This is a genomic window from Spirillospora sp. NPDC000708 (assembly GCF_040299565.1).
GTDB lineage: Bacteria > Actinomycetota > Actinomycetes > Streptosporangiales > Streptosporangiaceae > Spirillospora.
In genome coordinates this window covers 20,411-38,834 of record NZ_JBEPCJ010000030.1, presented here as the reverse complement: position 1 = coordinate 38,834, position 18,424 = coordinate 20,411, and the positions used below count along the sequence as shown (strand labels likewise).

Here is an 18,424-nt window from a genome sequence, read left to right as displayed (position 1 = left end):
CCGCCTCTCGACGGAAGTCAGGCGGTTGCTTGGGCGGCGGCTTGGGCTGCGGCTCGGGCGGTGAAGAGGCAGCCGCCCAGGAAGGTGCCTTCCAGGGCGTTGTAGCCGTGCACCCCTCCGCCGCCGAACCCCGCGACCTCCCCCGCCGCGTACAGGCCGTCGATGGGGCGGCCGTCGAGGCCGAGGGCGCGGGAGTCCAGGTCGGTCTGGATGCCGCCCAGCGTCTTGCGGGTGAGGACGTGCAACTTCACGCCGATCAGCGGGCCGGCGGACGGGTCGAGGACGCGGTGCGGGACGGCGGTGCGGCTGAGCCGATCGCCGAGGTAGCGGCGCGAGTTCCGGATGCCCTGGACCTGCGCGTCCTTGCCGAACGGGTTGGCGATCTGCCGGTCCCGGGCCTCGATCTGGCTCCGCAGCAGCGCGGCGTCCAAGAGCGGCTCGTCGGTGAGGGCGTTCATCCCGTCCACCAGTTGCTCCAGGGTGGGGGCGACGACGAAGTCCGCGCCGTGCCGCTTGAACGCCTCGACCGGGGCGGGCGCGCCCTTGGAAAGGACGCGTTCGCGCAGCACCGCCCTCCGGTCGCCGCTGGTGAGGTCGGGGTTCTGCTCCGAGCCCGACAGCGCGAACTCCCGCTCGATGATCTTCTGGGTGAGGACGAACCAGGAGTGGTCGTAGGCGGCGATGTCGGGGGTGGCGCGGAGGTGCCTGAGGGTGGCCAAGGTGTCGTAGCCGGGGAGGCAGGGGGCCGGGAGGCGCCGTCCCAGGGCGTCGAACCACAGCGGCGACGGGCCCGGCAGGATCCTGATGGCGTGGCCGGGCCAGATCGGGTCCCAGTTGCGGACGCCCTCGGTGTAGTGCCACATCCGGTCGCGGTTGACGAGGCGGACGCCGGCGGCGGCGCTGATGTCGAGCATCCGCCCGTCCACGTAGGCCGGCACGCCGGTGATCATGTGCGCGGGTGCGGTGCCGAGGCGGTCGGGCCAGTAGCGGCGCACCATCTCGTGGTTCCCGCCGATGCCGCCGCTGGTGACGATCACCGCCTGCGCCGACAGCTCGAACGCCCCGGTCTCCTCGCGGTTGGACGCGACGCCGCGCGGGGAGTCGTCGTCGGCGAGGACGGCGCCGTGCACTCCGGTCACGGCGCCGTCGGCCAGGACCAGGCCGTCCACGCGGTGGCGGTGGTGGAAGGTCAGCAGGCCCTCGTCGGCGGCGCGGCGGGCGCTGCGGACGAACGGCGCGACGATGCCGGTGCCCGTCCCCCACGCGATGTGGAAGCGCGGCACGGAGTTGCCGTGGCCGTCGGCGCGGAGGTCGCCGCGCTCCGCCCAGCCGACCACCGGGGTCAGGCGGACGCCGTGGGACGCCAGCCACGCCCGCTTCTCCCCGGCGGCCCACTCCACGTAGGCGCGCGCCCACCGCACCGCCCAGGCGTCCTCGTCGTCGAGGCGGTCGAAGCCGGCGCTGCCCTGCCAGTCGCTCCAGGCCAGGTCGAAGGAGTCCCGGACGCGGAGCCGGCGCTGCTCCGGGGTGTCCACCAGGAACAGGCCGCCGAGCGACCAGTACGCCTGCCCGCCGAGGTTCGCGGCGTTCTCCTGCTCGACCAGCGCCACGCGGCGTCCGCGCGCGGTCAGCTCGTGCGCGGCGACCAGCCCGGCCAGCCCCGCCCCGACGACGATGACGTCCGCGTCCATGCCGCCTCCCCTCCCCCGGCCTATGCCCGGGGAGAGGAGGCCCGCACCTCCGGCTACCAGCCGCCGAAGGTGCGTTCGCCGTTGGCGGCGATGGCGGCGCACAGCTCGGCGAGGTCGACGTTCTTGACCTCGGCCATCGCGCGGACGGTGTGCGGGATGAGGTACGACGCGTTCGGCTTGCCCCGGTTCGGGACCGGGGTGAGGAACGGCGCGTCGGTCTCGACGAGGACGAGGTCGAGGGGCGCGACGCGCAGCGCCTCGCGCAGCGGCTCGGCGTTCTTGAACGTGACGTTCCCGGCGAAGCTCATCACGTAGCCGCGGTCGGCGCAGACCTTCGCCATGGCGGCGTCGCCGGAGAAGCAGTGGAACACCACCCGCTCCGGCGCACCCTCCTCCTGGAGGATCGCCAGCACGTCGTCATGGGCCTCGCGGTCGTGGATGACCAGGGCCTTTCCGGTGCGCTTGGCGATCGCGACGTGGGCGCGGAACGACGCGTGCTGGTCGGTCTTCGGCGCCCAGTCGCGGTAGTAGTCCAGGCCCGTCTCGCCGATCGCCCGCACCTTCGGGTGCGCGGCCATCGCCTCGATGTCGTGCAGGACGTCGTCGTTGATGCCCGTCGTCTCGTTCGGGTGGATCGCGACGCCCGCGTAGACGTCGTCGAACTCGGCAGCGGCGTCGACCGCGAACCGCGACGACGGCAGGTCGCAGCCGATCGTCACGATCCGGGTGACGCCCGCCGCCTTCGCCGAGTGCAGCTGCTCGCTGACCGGCGTGTCGACGATGTCGAGGTGGCAGTGGCTGTCGAACACGTCGACCGGGAGCCGCTCGGGCAGCGGCGGGAACGACCGGGCGGCCTCGCCGCCCTGGCCGTCCGCCGGGCTCACTCCGCCTCCAGCCGCGCGAGCTCCTCGTCCACCACGGACGCGTCGAGCTTCTTGAACAGCGGGGTCGGCTTGGCCAGCGGGACCCCCGGCTTGATCGGCGTGGACTCCCAGCGCGCCGCGGTGGCGTAGTCGCCGGTGAGGACCCGGTAGTCGGGGCCGCCCTCTTCCGAGACCGTCTCCAGCCGCGGCATGCCGCTCCACTCGCCCTCGCCGCCGAGCAGCTCGTACACCTTCTGCGAGGAGTTCGGCAGGAACGGGGTCAGCAGCGTCTTGGCGTCGTCGACGACCTGCAGCGCGGTGTGCAGGATCGACTGGACGCGGGCCGGGTCGTCCTTCAGCTTCCAGGGCGCCTGGTCCGACAGGTAGCGGTTGGCGTCCCGGACGACGTCGAGCGCCTCGGTGATCGCGTTCTTGAAGCGCGACCGCTCCAGCTCGGCGCCCACCGCCGCGAACCCGTTCCGGCTGCGCTCCATCAGGGCGCGGTCGGCGTCGTTGAGGTCGCCCGGCTCGGGGATCGCGCCGAAGTTCTTCGCGGCCATGTTCACCGACCGGTTGACGAGGTTGCCCCACGCGGCGACCAGCTCGTCGTTGTTGCGGCGGACGAACTCCGACCAGGTGAAGTCGGTGTCGTTGTTCTCCGGGCCGGCGACGGCGACGTAGTAGCGCAGCGCGTCGACGTCGTAGCGCTCCAGGAAGTCCTTGACGTAGATGACGACCTGGCGGGACGAGGAGAACTTGCGGCCCTCCATCGTCAGGTACTCCGACGACACGACCTCGGTCGGGGTGTTCAGCGCGCCCAGCGAGCCGGGCTCGCCGCCCTTGTCGCCCCGGCCGCTGTAGCCGAGCAGCATCGCCGGCCAGATCTCGGCGTGGAAGACGATGTTGTCCTTGCCCATGAAGTAGTAGGACAGGGCGTCCGGGTCCTGCCACCAGGCGCGCCACGCGTCCGGGTCGCCCGAGCGCTTCGCCCACTCCACGGACGCCGACAGGTAGCCGACGACCGCGTCGAACCAGACGTACAGCTTCTTCGCCGGGTTCTCGCGCCAGCCGTCCAGCGGGATCGGCACGCCCCAGTCGATGTCGCGGCTGATCGCCCGCGGCTGGATGTCGTCCAGCAGGTTCAGCGCGAACTTCACCACGTTCGGCCGCCACGCCAGCGACCCGCTCTGCTTGCCGCGCAGGTACCGGCCGAGCACGTCGGTGAAGGCGGGCAGGTCGAGCATGAAGTGCTCGGTCTCGACGAACTTCGGCTTCTCGCCGTTGATCCGCGACACCGGGTTGATCAGGTCGACCGGGTCGAGCTGGTTGCCGCAGTTGTCGCACTGGTCGCCGCGCGCGCCGTCGTACCCGCAGATGGGGCAGGTGCCCTCGATGTAGCGGTCCGGCAGCGTCCGGCCGGTGGACGGCGAGATCGCGCCCATCGTGGTGGTGGGGAAGATGTAGCCGTTGTCGTAGAGGCCCTTGAAGATCTCCTGGACGATCGCGTAGTGGTTCAGCGTGGTCGTCCGGGTGAACAGGTCGTAGGTCATGCCGAGGCCGTGCAGGTCCTCGGCGATCACGCCGTTGTAGCGGTCGGCCAGCTCGCGGGCGGTCACGCCCTCCTTGTCGGCCTGCACCTGGATCGGCGTGCCGTGCTCGTCGGTGCCGCTGACCATCAGGACCTCGTTGCCCGCCATCCGCTGGTAGCGGCTGAACATGTCGGCGGGCAGCGCGAAACCGGAGACGTGCCCGATGTGACGGGGCCCGTTGGCGTACGGCCAGGCGGGCGCGGTCAGGATGTGTCGGCTTGACGAGGACATGGAATCAAGGGTAGTCGCGCCGCCCCCTTGAACCGCACGGATATCGCCGGCTGTGGATAACTCCGGGAGCGGGACGCCGGCTGGAAGGTTGCTGCAGATCCGGTACGGCCGACTACGGCGGGTCCGGCACGCGAGTAGCCTGGTCCGGCGCCCAGCGCAGTCCAGCCCGTCGTCCAGCCAGGGGCAGAAGCCAGCCATGCCGCAGACCACGGCCGACCAGCCGGCCGTCACGCAGGAACCGACCACCGGACGGGCGGGCGGGGCGCCCCGGCGGCTGATCGCCCGGATCCGCCGGACCCGCCGCGTGTGGTGGCTGGCGCTGCTCGTCGGGGCCTGCGCCGTGGCCGCGCAGTGGGTGCTGATGACCCCGCCGCTGTACTTCGACCCGTACTACGTGTGGCTCGCGGCCCGCGACTGGCCCGACATCCCGCTCGGCGTCTTCCCGTTCGACGAGGTCCCGCACCAGGTGACGCGGATCGGGCTGGTGCTGCCCGCGCGGCTCGTCCAGGACGTCCTCGGCCCCGGCCAGGCCGCCTACTTCGTGATCGCCGCGCTCGGCGGGATCGCGTTCTTCGTCGGCACGTACCTGGTGGTGCGGGCGCTGTTCGGGGACGTCGCGGGCCTGCTGTCGGCCGGGGTCCTGCTGGTCCACCCGTTCTTCACGATGACCAACCCGTACGGCCACGAGATCACCTGGTCGACCGGGGTGATGCTGCCCGACATGCCGGGCGCCGGGCTGTTCGCGATCGGGATGGCGGCGCTGGTCGTGGCGGGCCGCCGGACGGGACGCGTCCAGACGAGGTTCCTGCTGGCGGCGGGGCTCCTGCTCGGCTGCTCGTTCCTCGTCCGGGAGTTCCTCGCGTTCCTGTTCCTCGCGATCCCCGCCTACCTGGCGCTGCTGCGGATCCCGTGGCGGCGCAACGTCACGGTCGGCGCGCCGATGGTGGTCGTGCTGGCGTTCAACTTCGTCCACAACCAGATCGTGTGGGGCAACCCGCTCGCCGGGCTGATCTCGGCGGCCGAGCACGGCGGCGAGTCCCGCGACTACGTCACGCGCGGGCTGGCGGCGCGGTCGTTCCTGCGCGCGATGCACGACTGGAACCCGCTCGGCACGATCTTCGTCGCGGCGCTGGCGCTGACGATCGTCGGGTTCGCGGTCACCCGCGACCGGCGGCTCGCGCTGGTGCTGGTGTGGTTCTTCACCCTCGCCGTCCCGCTGACGGTCTTCTCCGGCGTCCTCGACCCGCACAGCATCTCGCTGCGCGCCTGGCTCCAGCGGTACTGGTTCGCGGTGCTGCCCGCGCTGCTCGCGGGCGGGTTCGGGTCGCTGATCCTGATGTTCAGGATGATCCCGGACGGCCTGGTCGCGCGGCTGCGGCTGCGGACCCTCGTCGTCCCGGTCGCGGCGGTGGCGCTCGGCGGCGCGTACGTGTGGGCCGCCGTGACGGCCGTCCCCGAACTCCCGCGCGACAAGGCGTGGAACCAGCTGCGGATCTACCTGGGCCAGCACCAGGATCTACGGCTGATCTGCGCCGACCGGCGCCTCGCGCAGACCCTGACGTTCTACACGCGGGACATGTGGGGCGAGCCGATCTGGCACGGCGAGATCCGCGACTTCCCGCACTACGTGCCGCAACTGCCGCTCGACGCCCTCCAAGGGCCGATGCTGTACACGCACTGGCGCGGCCAGGAGTCGCAGATCGCCGCCGGCTGGAAGCCGGATCCCGCGAAGGGCTGGCGGCTGATGTGGCGGTCGTCCGACGGCGTCCTTCAGCTGTGGAACCCGCCGCCCGGCGCCACCGGCTGACGGCCCCGGGGGGGGGCGCTAGCGGGTCCAGGCGACCCAGTCGCCCTCGACGGTGCGGCGGCTGTCGACGACCTTCCAGCCGGAGGGCGCGCCGTGCGGCCAGGACCGCTCCGCCGGGACGTTCTTGGGCCACCACATGATGACCATGTCCGCGTCCCGCGGCGCCGGGGTCGTCTGGGCGTTGAAGACGCTGCCGTCGCTCCACCAGGCCCAGTAGTACTGCGACAGGCGGATCGTCCACGGGACGTTCCAGTCGATCGCCACCGACCGGGTGTCGCGCAGGCCCGGGATGCCCCGCAGGTCGGTGTGCGCGATCTCGGCGTCGACCAGCGGCTGGGCGATCCGCTCCGTGGCGGTGACCGACATCGCCAGCGTCACCGCGGCGAGGAGCCCGGCGAGGAGCGCCGGGCCGCGGCGGCGCAGCAGCACCGCCGCGACCGCGAGGCCGAGCAGCGCGAGCCCCGCGACGGTGGCGTGCCACAGCTCGAACGACTTCCAGTCCCAGGTGAGGAACGACGTCTCCGGGAAGTCGTACGACGTGAACGTGTACCGGGTCAGCCGGTCGCCCGCGTACCACTGGACCACGCACGCCGCCAGGAGCGTCAGCACGGCGGCCGAGCCCGCCACGAGCGCCAGCGTCCGCCGCGACGCCCGCAGCAGCACCGCGATCCCCACCATGAACAGGACCGGGGTGATGCACGCCAGGTAGCGGCCGTAGACGTAGTTGCCGATCCGGTACTCGTCCGGGAGCGCCGCGGACGTCGCGAACGCGATCCCCGCCACGATCGCGAGGACGCCGAGCGCCAGCGTCCGCTGCCGCAGCGGCGTGCCGCGCCGGGCGGCGACGAACGCGACCGTGATGAGGCCGATCGCCGCGATCCCGCCCGTCGCGACGGCCTGATACCAGATCTGGCCGGTGCCGAGCGACAGCATCCAGGCCCAGCCGTCCTGCGTGGTGACGCGACGGACGAGGTTCCCGCTCAGGTCGTTGTCGCCGGACGGGTACATGTGCGGCAGCAGCGAACGGTTCAGCAGCGTCCCCGCGCCGACCGCGGCGGCGAGGACGAGGGCCTGCACCGCGACGCCCCGCCAGGGCCGCCACCGGAACACCAGGGCAGCCGCCAGCAGCACCGCGTGGACGCCCAGCAGGATCGTCCCGCGCGTGTGCGAGGTGTAGGCGAACGCGACGAGCAGCGACGCGCCCGCCCCGTACAGCGCGACCCGCGGCGTCTCCCCGGCGGGCGAGCGCCCGGCGTGCAGCCAGGTGTGGACGAACAGCAGCCAGCCCACCACGACCACCGGCAGGACCGCGTCCGTCAGCGCGAACTCGGAGAAGAACAGCACGCCCGGCAGCAGCGCCGTGACGTGCGCGAACAGGTACGACCAGCGCCGGCGCACCTGGAACGCCCGCAGCATCAGGTAGGCCAGCGGCATCATCAGCGCGCTGATCAGGGCGTTGACGACGAGCGCACCCCGGTACACGCTCACCGGGTCGTGCGCGATCCACAGAACCGGCGTCAGCAGCAGCGGGTAGCCGCCGCGGTACACCGTCCCGTACGACATGTCGGCGTCGGGACCGCCGGTCAGGACCCGTGCGGCGAACAGGTACCCCGACTCGTCCGGCGTCGCCACCGGCATCGTCTGCCCGGACGCGAGCCACAGCCGCACCGCGGCCTGCACCGCCCAGCCGAGGACGAACAGCAGCACCCAGCGGCGCCGCGGCATCGATGCCGGAGCGTCCCGTCCGGCGGGGGGCGCGGCGGGCGGGCGGGACAGGACCGGCGGCGCGGCCTCGGTGCTCACGGCCGCCCGGTCCGCCGGCCGCGCGCGGTCAGGGAACGAAGATCCATGTTCGTCTCAGCCTGTCACAGCGCCGGACGGACGGACGTTTCCGGCCGGGAAACCCTCAGCAAGTTCTCGGGTTCGGCCACGCTCCGTCACCGCGCCGGAACCGCGGGGGTTCGGAGGCCGGTCAGTGCTCGTCCGGCGTCCCGGCGGCCTCGGCCACCTCGGCGGGGCCGGCGGCGTCCGCGGCGGCCTTCTCCGCGTCCTCGGAGGCGGCGTCCGCTTCGGCGGCCGCGGTCTGGCGCTCGCCGGCGACCTTGTGCGCGGCGGCGTCCACCACGCCCGCGGCCTCCTCGGCCGGGTCGGTGAGCGGCGGGTGCTGGCGGCGGCGGATGCCGAGGATGCTGACGAACAGCGACGCGAACATCACCTGGAAGCTCATGACCAGCGCGGTCGCGGCCGGCACGACGATGCGCAGCGAGTCGCGCGGGTCCAGCTCGCCGAAGCTGTGCCCCCGCCAGTGCAGCAGCGAGGCGACGAGGCCGGCGAGGCCCGCGATGGCCAGCAGCCCGCCGGTCAGCAGGCCGCGCTCCAGGCTCCACCAGTCGATGAGCCTCTGCACCCGGCGGTCGTGCGGCAGGAATCCCTCCTGCATCGCGTACACCTTGGTGAGCAGCGCGAACAGCACCGCCTGGAAGCCGATCACCAGCGCGGCGGACGCGCCGACGAGGGTGTCGACGTCGAAGGCGATCGCGCCGATCCGCACCGGCCCGGCGGAGATCGCGATGCCGGCCAGCAGGCCGAGGGTCATGAAGACCAGGCCGGGGATGAGGAACAGCCAGCGCGGGCTGTACAGCATGAGGAACCGCAGGTGCCGCCAGCCGTCCCGCCAGGTGTTCAGGTGCGGGGCGCGGGTCCGGCCGTCCGGCGAGAGCGTCGTCGGGACCTCGCGGATGTCGTACTTCTGCAGGGTCGCCTTGACGACCATCTCGCTGGCGAACTCCATGCCGCCGGTCTGCAGGCCGAGCCGCAGGATCGCGTCCCGGTCGAACGCGCGCAGCCCGCAGTGGAAGTCGCCGATCTTGCTGCCGAAGAACAGCCGGCCGACGAAACTGAGCACCGGGTTGCCCAGGTAGCGATGCAGCGGCGGCATGGCGCCGGGCGCGATGCCGCCCTTGAACCGGTTGCCCATGACGAGGTCGGCGCCGTCGCGCAGCTCGTCCAGGAACGGGCCGAGGGTGGTGAAGTCGTAGGAGTCGTCGGCGTCGCCCATCGCCACGTACTTGCCGCGCGCGGCCCGGATCCCGCCCATCAGCGCGTTGCCGTAGCCCTTGTCGACCACCGGCACGACGCGCGCCCCGGCGTCCCGGGCGAGCTGCTGGCTGCCGTCCGTGCTGCCGTTGTCGGCGATGACGACCTCGCCGTCGATACCGCTGTCCTCGAAGAAGCCGATCGTCTTGCGGACACAGGTCTCGACCGTTTCGGCCTCGTTCAGGCATGGCATCACTACGGAGAGTTCCACGCGATCTCCTTCGTTACCCCTGGTGACCGTTGGCGGTGCGGTTGTCTGGTCTCATGGTGTATCCGCCCGGCGGCCCGTCGTCGTTCATGATGCCTGCCGTGGACGGGTGATGGTGGCCGCTCTCCATAAGAGCACCCGTATCGTGTTGCCTACTTGCAACCGAAAAACCCTCTCCGCCGCGAACCGGGCGGCAGGCTAGGACGTCAAGCATACGGGTATGGCGGCCCGGAAAGGGTGGGTCGACTGTGACGCGCGGCGGAGGACGCAGTGCCACAGGTCCGAGGACAGAGCGGCGGAGGGGAGGTGCCGGAGTGGCTGTCGAATCGCCGCGCGGTGCCGAGCTGAAGGGGGCCGCGGCGGACGCGGGCACGGCGGAGACCTCCCAGGTCACGGCGGATACCGGGGCCGTCGCGGAGGGGCCGGGAACGGCCCGCGACACGCCCGGCGGACCGGAACCGGAGAACGGTTCCCCGGCGGCCGCGGAGGCACCCTCCGGCGACGTCGGAAATGGCGCCGCGAATGGGGACATGAAGGAACGGGCGAACGACGGCGCGCCGCCCGGCGACGCCGGCGACGCTCCAGGGGGCGCGACCGCCGCCTTCCCGCGCGCGTCGGCCCGAGTGCCGTCCCTGCGCGGGATCGGCTCGTGGCTCGGCGGGCGCGCCGGCGGGACGTGGGCGCGGATCCGGCGGCACCCGATCTTCAGTGTGATCATTGCCACAGCGGCGCTGCTGCGGGTGGTCGCGATGGTCGGCTACCAGCCGGCGATGTTCTTCAACGACAGCTTCGACTACCTGCACGTGGCGATGGGGCTGTACCCGCACCCGCTGCGGCCCGACGGCTACTCGTTCCTGCTGTGGGCGCTGAAGCCGTTCCACAGCTTCGCGCTGGTCGCCGCCGTCCAGCACCTCATGGGCCTGGGCATGGGCGTGATGATCTACGCGCTGCTGCGCCGCAAGTTCGGGCTGCCCGGCTGGGGCGCATCTCTCGCCACGGTGCCGGTGCTGTTCGACGCCTACCAGATCCAGCTCGAGCACCTCGTCCTGTCCGACACGACGTTCACCTTCCTGGTGATGGTCGCGGTGACGCTGCTGCTGTGGCACGACCGGCCGTGCTGGAGGATCGCGCTGGCGATCGGGCTGATCGTCGGGTTCTCCTGGCTGACCCGGTCGGTCGGCGCGCCGGTGCTGCTCGGCGTGCTGGCGTACATGCTCATCCGGCGCATGGGCTGGCGGACGATGGCGATCACAGCGGCGGCGTGCGCGCTGCCGGTGCTGTCCTACATGACCTGGTACAAGGTGGACAGCGGCAAGTTCGCGATCACCGAGAGCAACGGGATCTTCCTGTACGCGCGGGCCTACAAGTTCGCCGACTGCCACAAGATGCACGGGCTGCCGGTCAGCGAGTACCCGCTGTGCACCGAGCCGGCGAACCGGCTGCCGAACTCCCAGGACGGCATCTGGAACGCGGCCTCGCCGCTGAACCGCTTCCCGGGGACCCGGTTCAGCCCGGAGAACAACGCGGCCAGCAACGATTTCGCCAAGCGCGCCATCCTCGCCCAGCCCGGCGACTACCTGAAGGTCGTCGCTCACGACTTCTTCCGCGTGTTCCGCTGGAACCGGACGGTCTTCCCGGACAAGGCGACCTACTCGCAGTACGAGTTCGGCACGAAGGGCAACGCGCTGCCCGACTGGCGGATGGACGCCGACTCGACCGCGTCCGGCGAGGCCCGGGCGTACGAGCACGGCGACGCCCGCACCCGCGTGATCGAGCCGTTCGGCGGCGTCATGCGCGGCTACCAGGACGCGGTCTACCTGCGCGGGACGATGCTCGGCGGCGTGCTGCTGCTCGGGCTCGGCGGCATGGTCGCGCTGTGGCGGCGGTTCGGCGGCGAGGCGCTGCTGCCGTGGACGCTGGCGACCGGGCTGCTGCTCGCGCCCGCCGCGACCGCCGAGTTCGACTACCGGTACGTGCTGCCGGCCGTCCCGCTGGCCGCGCTGGCCGCCGGGATGGCGTTCACGCCGGAGGTCCGGCACCGGCTGGACGGCTGGTGGCGGCGGCTGCGCGGGCGTCCGGGCCCGGCCCGGTCGCTGGACGTCCCGTCCGAGCCCGTCGGGCGGAAGGTCCCGGAGGTCACCGCCGGCTGACGGCCCTCCGGGACCCGCCGGCGGTCAACCAGCGGTCAACCATCTCGCGGCCGGCGGTCAGCGCCGGGCCCGAGGGGCCGGTCGTGGCCGCTCCCGGTCACCAGGCGTGGATGCGGCGGAGGTGGAACACCATCGCCACGTCGCTCCCGTCGCGGACCGGGGGCATCTCCCCGGCCTTGCGGGACGCCGCCCACGCCTTGACGTTCCGGCTCTGGCACTTCGGGCACAGGGAGTCCGTCCACGGCGTCGTGCACGGCTGGCCGTTCCGCTCATAGATGACGGCCTCGTTGCCGTGCCCATCGCCGACATGACGGACCTCGAGAACCTCGTCCCAGGTCGTCTCGCAGCACAGGCATTCGTAGACCCATGCCTCACGGCTCGACCATGCATCCTGCATGGCCCTCACCCCCTCGGTGACGCCATCTCGCGCTACCGGCGGCATCTCGTGCCGTCTGCCCGGCTCGCGCCGGGCTCTGAGCCGCGGGGTCCCACAAAGCATGGTGGCTCCGCCGGTCCTCTAGTGGTCCAGCGCGGGCCACCGAAGGAGCTATTCCCCCGAAATCAGCCTTTGGATCGTTCCGTACGGGGTCACTGTTTCCTGGCGGCGACGACAGCGTCGTAGACGGTTCCGCGTGGTACGCCGTTCTCCTTGGAGATCTCCCGGATCGCCTGGTTGCGCGGGGTTCCGGCGGCCTCCCGGGCGGCGACGGCGGCGACCAGGTCGGCCGGATCGGACAGCCCGGCGGGCTTCGGCGCGCCGCCCACGACCACGGTGATCTCGCCGCGCACGTCCCGCTCCGCGGCCCATCCGGCCAGCTCGGCGAGGCCGCCGCGGCGGACCTCCTCGTAGGTCTTGGTCAGCTCCCGGCAGACGGCGGCCGGACGGTCCGCCCCGAACGCCGCCGCCATGGCGCGCAGCGTGTCCGCCAGCCGGCGCGGCGACTCGAAGAACACCATGGTGCGGGGCTCGGCGGCGAGGGCCTCCAGCCGCCGCGCCTGCTCGCCCTTCTTGCGCGGCGGGAAGCCCTCGAAGCAGAACCGGTCCGTCGGCAGCCCCGACACGACCAGCGCGGTGGTGACGGCGGACGGCCCGGGCAGCACCGAGACCGGCACGTCCCGCTCCACCGCGGCGCGCACCAGCCGGTACCCCGGGTCGGACACGCCCGGCATCCCCGCGTCGGTGATCACCAGGACGTCCCGTCCGGCGAGCAGGTCCTCCAGCAGCTCTTCGGCGCGCGCGCTCTCGTTCTGGTCGTAGTACGACACGACGCGCCCGACGAGCTCGACGCCGAGGTCGGCGGCGAGCCGGCGCAGCCGCCGGGTGTCCTCTGCGGCGATCACCGGCGCGGCCGCCAGCGCGTCCCGCAGCCGCACCGACGCGTCCCCGGCCTGCCCGATCGGCGCCGCCGCCAGCAGCAAAGTCCCCATCACGGTCCCATCCTCCCAGGGGCGCCGCGCGCCGGGACCGGGCCGGGCGGCCGGGAGTCGGCTTTACGATTGCGAGATGGCGACGACGGATCTGGCTCCGGCGAACGCGTCCCGGTGGCGGCCGCCCTCCCCCCGCGAGTGGCTCGCCCCCGCGGTCCCGGGCGGCGTCCTGGCGGGCTGGCTGGGCCCGCTGCTGGTGACGCTGTTCGCGGGCTTCCTGCGCTTCTACCGGCTCGGGCAGCCGAAGGCCGTGGTCTTCGACGAGACCTACTACGCCAAGGACGCGCTGGCCCTGCTGAAGTTCGGCTGGGAGCACAACACCGTCGACAACGCCGACAAGCTGCTGATCGCGGACCCGCACGCGAACATCTGGGGGCAGGGGCCGTCGTTCGTCGCGCACCCGCCGTTCGGCAAGTGGATGATCGCGATGGGCGAGTGGGCGTTCGGCGCGACCCCGTTCGGCTGGCGGTTCGTGCCCGCGCTGGTCGGCACCCTGTCGGTGCTGATCCTGTGCCGGGTGGCCCGCCGGATGACCGGCTCCACGCTGCTCGGCTGCGCCGCCGGGCTGCTGCTGGCGCTGGACGGCCTGGAGTTCGTGACGAGCCGCGCCGCGCTGCTGGACATCTTCGTGATGTTCTGGGTCCTGGCCGGGTTCGCGTGCCTGGTGAACGACCGGGACCGGTCCCGGTGGAGCCTCGCCGACAAGATCGAGGCGGGCCGGACGTCGGCGTACGGGCCGTTCCTGGCGCACGGGTGGCGCTGGGGCGCGGGGGTCTGCCTCGGCCTGGCGTGCGCCACCAAGTGGACGGGCGTGTTCTACGTCGCCGCGTTCGGGCTGATGGTGGTGCTCTGGGACTACGGCGCGCGGCGCGCGGCCGGGGTGCGGGAACCGATCGCCGGGACGCTGCTGCTGGACGCGGGGCCGGCGTTCGTCCAGATCGTGGTGGTGGCGCTGGTCTCCTACCTGGCGACCTGGTCGGGCTGGATCTTCAAGCCGGGCGGATGGGGGCGCGGCCACGCGTCGAGCCACTGGTGGTGGCGGCCGTTCGAGGCGATGCCGCGCCTGTGGGACTACCACCGGCAGATGCTGGACTTCCACAACAACCTGGACGCCAAGCACCCGTACCAGTCGTGGCCGTGGGACTGGCCGGTCCTGCGGCGCCCGGTGGCGTTCTTCTACACCGAGCCGAAGTCGTGCGGGGCGCCGCGGTGCTCGCGGGAGATCCTCGGGATCGGGACGCCCGCGCTGTGGTGGGGGGCGCTGGCCGCGCTGATCGTGGTGCTGTTCATCTGGCTGGTCCTGCGCGACTGGCGGGCCGGGGCGATCGTGCTCGGGTTCCTCGCGGGCTGGCTGACCTGGTTCCCGTCGGCGTTCCGCGACCGGACGATGTTCCTGTTCTACGCGACGCCGCTGATCCCGTTCATGGTGCTGGCGGTCGTGCTGGTGCTCGGCTATCTGATTGGACCGGCGTCCGGGCTGGTGGGCGCGCACGCGGCGGCGTCCGGGCGGCCTGCGGAGGACGGCGCGCGGCCGGCCTACGAGGAGGACGCGTTCCCCGACGATCTGCACGGGCCGAGCGGCGCGCGGGTCGCGCCGGTCCCGGCGTCGGTGCCGTCGCCGGTGCCGCCGGGGGTGCGGCGCCTCGTCGGCGCGGCCGCCGCGGGCGCGTTCCTGCTGGTGGTGCTGGCGAACTTCGCCTACTTCTATCCGATCCTGGCGGCGCAGACGCTGACCTACGACGACTGGCACGCCCGGATCTGGTTCAAGTCCTGGATCTGACGCGCGGCCCGGCCCGGGGGCGTCCCTAGGAGAGGACCTCGGCCGGGACGGGCCGGGCGGCGGCGGGGCGCAGCGTCCGGGCGCCGAGCAGGCACAGGGTGAGGGCGAGGACGCCGCCCATCCCGGCGCCGGCGAACGCGCCCGGCACCCCGGCGAGCTTCTCGCCGAACCCGGCGACCGCGGAGCCGGCGGCGCCGCCCGCGCCGACCGCAGCGACGACCCACGCGAACGCCTCGGTGACGGTGCCGCTCGGCGCGAGCCGGTCGACGAGGGTGAAGCTGCAGGCCAGCACGGGTGCGAGGAACACGCCGCTGGCGAACGCCAGCACCGACATCACGGGCAGGCCGGGCGCGAGGACGAGCGGCACGTACCCGGCGGCGAGCGCGGCGAGCAGCCACGGCAGCCGCCGGTGCGGCTCGCCGGACCACGGCCGCGCGCCGTAGACGATGCCGCCGGTGAGCGCGCCGGCGGCCATGCAGGCGAGGAGCAGCCCGGAGGCGATGCCGCTGTCGAGGCGTTCGGCGTAGGCGACGACGGCGACCGCGTACACGCCGAGCGCGATGCCGGCGCAGGCGAGGGAGGCCAGCAGGACGCGCAGCCCGGTCGAGCGCAGCGGCCCGGCCCAGTCGGCGGCGCGCGGCTTGCCCGTCCAGCGGCGCGACGGCCCGGACAGCGCGACGACGAGGGTCCCGGCGATGCCGACGAGGCCGGTGAGGACGAGCGCGGTCTCGGTGCTGGCCGCGGCCGCGGCGACGACGAGGAGCGGCCCGACGGAGAAGAGGATCTCCTGGGCGGCGGCGTCGAGCGCGTAGGCGGCGTCGACCTGCTCTGGGCCGTCGAGGACATCGGGCCACAGCGCCCGGAGCCCGGCCTCCAGCGGCGGCGTCGCGAACCCGGCGAGGACGACGGCGGCGACGGCGAGGGGCAGCGGGCGCGCGCCGACGGCCGCGAGCAGCGTGAACCCGGCGGCGGAGAGGCAGGCGGCGGGCAGCAGGACGCGCGGCTGCCCGTAGCGGTCCATGGCGCGGCCGAGGACGGGCTGGCCGGCGGCCATCGCCAGGCCGAGGACGGCGGCGAGGGTGCCGGCGAGCGGGTAGCCGCCGCCGTCGGCGCGCACGTGCAGGACGACGGCGAGCGCGCCCATCCCGTTCGGCAGTCGGCCGAACAGCGTCCCGCCGAGCAGCCGCGCCGCGTGCGGCCGCCTCAGGAAGACGACATAGCCCCGCATTCTGTGCCCCCGTCATGGCCGTCATACGTATTACCCCGTGGGTCATACGTACCACTTCCCGAGTGTCCGGCTCTAGTCTGTTTTTCGTGTCCGACGTCCCCGAGGGAGGCCCAGGTGCCGGTGGCAGGCCGTCCCACCAGTAAGGACGTCGCCCAGGAGGCCGGGGTCTCGCAGTCCACGGTGTCGCTGGTCCTGGGCGGCAAGTGGAGCGGCCGCGTCTCCCCCGCCACCGCGCGCAGCGTCCGGGTCGCCGCCGAGCGGCTCGGCTACCGGCCGAACCAGGCCGCGCGGAACCTGCGGCTCGGCACCACCCGGACCGTCCTGCTGATGGTGCCGACGCTCACCGCGCCGTTCTTCGGCCCCGTCTACACCGGCGCGGCGCGGGTCGCGGCGCGGCACGGGTTCGGGGTGGTGGTGTCGACCTGGCCGGACGACGCGGACGGCCCGGCCGAGAGCCCGTTCCCCGCGCCGCACGAGGCGATCGACGGGGTGCTGGCATCGTCGATGCCCGCGGTGGCGCTGGAGCGGTTCCACGGGACGCCCGCGGTGCTGCTCGACAGCGGACCGGACGCCGACGTCCCGACCGTCGACTTCGGGGTGGCCGCCGGGATGCGCGCGATCGCCCGGCACCTGGCCGGGCTCGGGCACCGCCGGTTCGGGCATGTCGCGGCGGGCGTCGACCAGTGGACGTTCCGGGCCCGCGCCGAGGTGCTCGCGGCCGAGGTCGCGGCGCTGCCCGGCGGCGAGCTGGCCCGGTCGGCGTGCGCGATCGACGTCGCCTCGGCGCGGGACGCGGCGCAGCGGCTGCTCGCCCGCCCCGATCCGCCGACCGCGCTGGTCTGCGACGACGACCTGATCGCCGCGGGCGCCTACAAGGCGGCGCGCGCGCTCGGGCTGGACGTGCCGGGCGAGCTGTCGGTCACCGGGTTCGACGACGTGCTGCTGGCGACCGCGCTGGAGCCGGAGCTGACGACGGTCCGGCTGCCAGCCGAGGAGATGGGCGCCCAGGGCATGACCGCGCTGCTGGACCTCCTGGACGGCGGCCGTCCGGCGCCCCGGGTGCTGCCCGGCCGGCTCGTGGTGCGCGGCTCGTCGGCGCCCCCGCGCGCGCCCCTGTGACCACGCCGCGATCCCGGCCCCGCCCTGGTCAGGCTGCCCCCGCTCGGACGGGCGCTGTGATCTCGACCGCACTCCGTGTTCCTCCGGCGACTCGGGTATAAGGGGGCCCATGGCGCATCCCTCCGAAGCCGGTGCCGAGCAGTCCCCCCGCGACCGGGACGAGGTCCCCCTGCCACGCACCCGCGTGTGGCGCGGGGGCACGCTGGAGAAACGCGACTTCCCGGTCGCGCAGGTCAGCGACTACCTCGAAGAGGACGACACGGTCGTGTGGGTCGACCTGTGCGCGCCGCAGAGCGCCGACCTGCGGGTGATCGGCGACGAGCTGGGCCTGGACCCGGTGGCGGTCGAGGACGCGGTGTCCCGGCACGAGCGGGCCAAGATCGACCGCTACGAGGGGTACGCGTTCCTGAACGTCTACGTGCCGCGGATCGAGGACGGCGAGCTGACGCTGTACGAGGTGTCGGCGTTCCTGGCCGAGCGCGCGCTGGTCACCGTCCGGCAGGGCCCCGGCTTCGACATCGACGCGCTGATCAAGCGGTGGGACGAGAGCCCGGGCGTGGACATCGCCTCGGCCGGCGCGGGCTACCTGCTCTACGGGCTGCTCGACATGGTCGTGGACCTGCAGCTGGAGGCGGTGCAGGCGCTGGACGACGAGGCCGACGAGGTCGAGTCGATGATCTTCGACGAGGCGTTCGAGGTGCGGGAGATCCAGCGGCGCAGCTTCCGGCTGCGCAAGAACCTGGTGGCGCTGCGCCGGGTCGCGCTGCCGATGCGCGAGGTGGTGAACACGCTGCTCCGCCGCGACCTGCGGATGATCACCCCGGCGCTCGCGCCCTACCTCCAGGACGTCTACGACCACACGCTCCGCGTCGGCGAGTGGACCGACAGCCTGCGCGACCTCGTCGCGAACCTGCTGGACACCCGGATCGCGCTGCAGGGCAACCGGATGAACGAGGTGATGAAGAAGGTCACCAGCTGGGCGGCGATCATCGCGGTGCCGACGGCGGTCACCGGCTTCTACGGGCAGAACGTGCCGTATCCGGGGTTCTCCACGCATTCGGGGTTCATCGTCAGCTCGATCATCATCGTGGTGTGCAGCGTCGCGCTCTACGCCGTCTTCAAATTGCGCGACTGGCTCTGAGCCGGCAGGAACCGCCGCCGAGCAGTGCGAATATCAGAATTGATATCGATGGGCCATGGATATCAATATTGGACACGGCTGCTCGGGCTCTGG

At 72.9% G+C, this 18,424-nt stretch carries 13 protein-coding genes; 5 read left to right on the top strand and 8 right to left on the bottom strand.

Annotation, left to right across the window (positions count from 1 at the left end):
• Positions 1-17: 17 nt before the first annotated feature.
• The 3 genes from ABT299_RS22090 to metG are packed head-to-tail and all read right to left on the bottom strand — an operon-like array spanning position 18 to position 4,374.
• Positions 18-1,691: an FAD-binding dehydrogenase gene (locus tag ABT299_RS22090; RefSeq protein ID WP_500251837.1), complete on the bottom strand. Its 1,674-nt coding sequence runs from the start codon at positions 1,689-1,691 to the stop codon at positions 18-20.
• Positions 1,692-1,744: 53 nt separating this feature from the next.
• Positions 1,745-2,575, bottom strand: a complete 831-nt coding sequence (locus ABT299_RS22085) for a TatD family hydrolase (protein ID WP_500251836.1) — start codon at positions 2,573-2,575, stop codon at positions 1,745-1,747.
• Positions 2,572-4,374: a methionine--tRNA ligase gene (gene metG, locus ABT299_RS22080; RefSeq protein WP_387023119.1), complete on the bottom strand. Its 1,803-nt coding sequence runs from the start codon at positions 4,372-4,374 to the stop codon at positions 2,572-2,574. Before metG ends, ABT299_RS22085 begins: the two co-directional genes overlap by 4 nt.
• A gap of 196 nt (positions 4,375-4,570) precedes the next feature.
• Between metG and ABT299_RS22075 the strand changes: the two genes are divergently transcribed.
• Positions 4,571-6,181 (top strand): glycosyltransferase family 39 protein, encoded by a 1,611-nt coding sequence (locus tag ABT299_RS22075; RefSeq protein ID WP_500251835.1) that lies wholly within the window; start codon positions 4,571-4,573, stop codon positions 6,179-6,181.
• A gap of 18 nt (positions 6,182-6,199) precedes the next feature.
• Here ABT299_RS22075 and ABT299_RS22070 read toward each other — a convergent pair whose 3' ends face one another.
• Positions 6,200-7,984 carry a hypothetical protein gene (locus tag ABT299_RS22070; RefSeq protein ID WP_500251834.1) on the bottom strand — a complete coding sequence of 595 codons (1,785 nt, stop codon included), beginning with the start codon at positions 7,982-7,984 and terminating at the stop codon, positions 6,200-6,202.
• Between the two features lie 169 nt (positions 7,985-8,153).
• Entirely contained in the window at positions 8,154-9,488 is a 1,335-nt protein-coding gene (locus ABT299_RS22065) for a glycosyltransferase family 2 protein (RefSeq protein ID WP_347256606.1), read from the bottom strand.
• A gap of 527 nt (positions 9,489-10,015) precedes the next feature.
• Between ABT299_RS22065 and ABT299_RS22060 the strand changes: the two genes are divergently transcribed.
• A complete protein-coding gene (locus ABT299_RS22060; protein ID WP_500251833.1) occupies positions 10,016-11,635 on the top strand; it encodes a glycosyltransferase family protein in 1,620 nt (539 codons plus the stop codon).
• A 97-nt stretch (positions 11,636-11,732) separates the two neighbouring features.
• Here the strand turns inward: ABT299_RS22060 and ABT299_RS22055 are convergent, their stop codons facing one another.
• Both ABT299_RS22055 and rsmI read right to left on the bottom strand, forming a co-directional pair.
• Complete coding sequence (locus tag ABT299_RS22055) at positions 11,733-12,032, bottom strand: hypothetical protein (protein WP_190854577.1); 300 nt, start codon at positions 12,030-12,032, stop codon at positions 11,733-11,735.
• Positions 12,033-12,223: 191 nt separating this feature from the next.
• On the bottom strand, positions 12,224-13,063 hold the full coding sequence (rsmI, locus tag ABT299_RS22050; protein ID WP_500251832.1) for a 16S rRNA (cytidine(1402)-2'-O)-methyltransferase: 840 nt from the start codon (positions 13,061-13,063) through the stop codon (positions 12,224-12,226).
• Between the two features lie 76 nt (positions 13,064-13,139).
• On the opposite strand from rsmI, the gene ABT299_RS22045 reads away from it, so the two are divergent.
• A complete protein-coding gene (locus ABT299_RS22045) occupies positions 13,140-14,843 on the top strand; it encodes a dolichyl-phosphate-mannose--protein mannosyltransferase (protein ID WP_500251831.1) in 1,704 nt (567 codons plus the stop codon).
• Between the two features lie 25 nt (positions 14,844-14,868).
• Here ABT299_RS22045 and ABT299_RS22040 read toward each other — a convergent pair whose 3' ends face one another.
• Positions 14,869-16,071 carry an MFS transporter gene (locus ABT299_RS22040; protein WP_500251830.1) on the bottom strand — a complete coding sequence of 401 codons (1,203 nt, stop codon included), beginning with the start codon at positions 16,069-16,071 and terminating at the stop codon, positions 14,869-14,871.
• A gap of 114 nt (positions 16,072-16,185) precedes the next feature.
• Between ABT299_RS22040 and ABT299_RS22035 the strand changes: the two genes are divergently transcribed.
• A complete protein-coding gene (locus ABT299_RS22035; protein ID WP_500251829.1) occupies positions 16,186-17,190 on the top strand; it encodes a LacI family DNA-binding transcriptional regulator in 1,005 nt (334 codons plus the stop codon).
• 109 nt (positions 17,191-17,299) lie between these two features.
• A complete protein-coding gene (locus ABT299_RS22030) occupies positions 17,300-18,331 on the top strand; it encodes a magnesium transporter CorA family protein (RefSeq protein WP_500251828.1) in 1,032 nt (343 codons plus the stop codon).
• The last annotated feature ends 93 nt before the right edge of the window (positions 18,332-18,424 follow it).

Coding starts and splice junctions, on each gene's coding strand:
- ABT299_RS22055 (WP_190854577.1), bottom strand. CDS start 12,032: ATGCAGGATGCATGGTCGAGCCGTGAGGCATGGGTCTACGAATGCCTG.
- ABT299_RS22075 (WP_500251835.1), top strand. CDS start 4,571: ATGCCGCAGACCACGGCCGACCAGCCGGCCGTCACGCAGGAACCGACC.
- metG (WP_387023119.1), bottom strand. CDS start 4,374: ATGTCCTCGTCAAGCCGACACATCCTGACCGCGCCCGCCTGGCCGTAC.
- ABT299_RS22060 (WP_500251833.1), top strand. CDS start 10,016: ATGAAGGAACGGGCGAACGACGGCGCGCCGCCCGGCGACGCCGGCGAC.
- ABT299_RS22030 (WP_500251828.1), top strand. CDS start 17,300: ATGGCGCATCCCTCCGAAGCCGGTGCCGAGCAGTCCCCCCGCGACCGG.
- ABT299_RS22090 (WP_500251837.1), bottom strand. CDS start 1,691: ATGGACGCGGACGTCATCGTCGTCGGGGCGGGGCTGGCCGGGCTGGTC.
- ABT299_RS22045 (WP_500251831.1), top strand. CDS start 13,140: ATGGCGACGACGGATCTGGCTCCGGCGAACGCGTCCCGGTGGCGGCCG.
- rsmI (WP_500251832.1), bottom strand. CDS start 13,063: ATGGGGACTTTGCTGCTGGCGGCGGCGCCGATCGGGCAGGCCGGGGAC.
- ABT299_RS22040 (WP_500251830.1), bottom strand. CDS start 16,071: ATGCGGGGCTATGTCGTCTTCCTGAGGCGGCCGCACGCGGCGCGGCTG.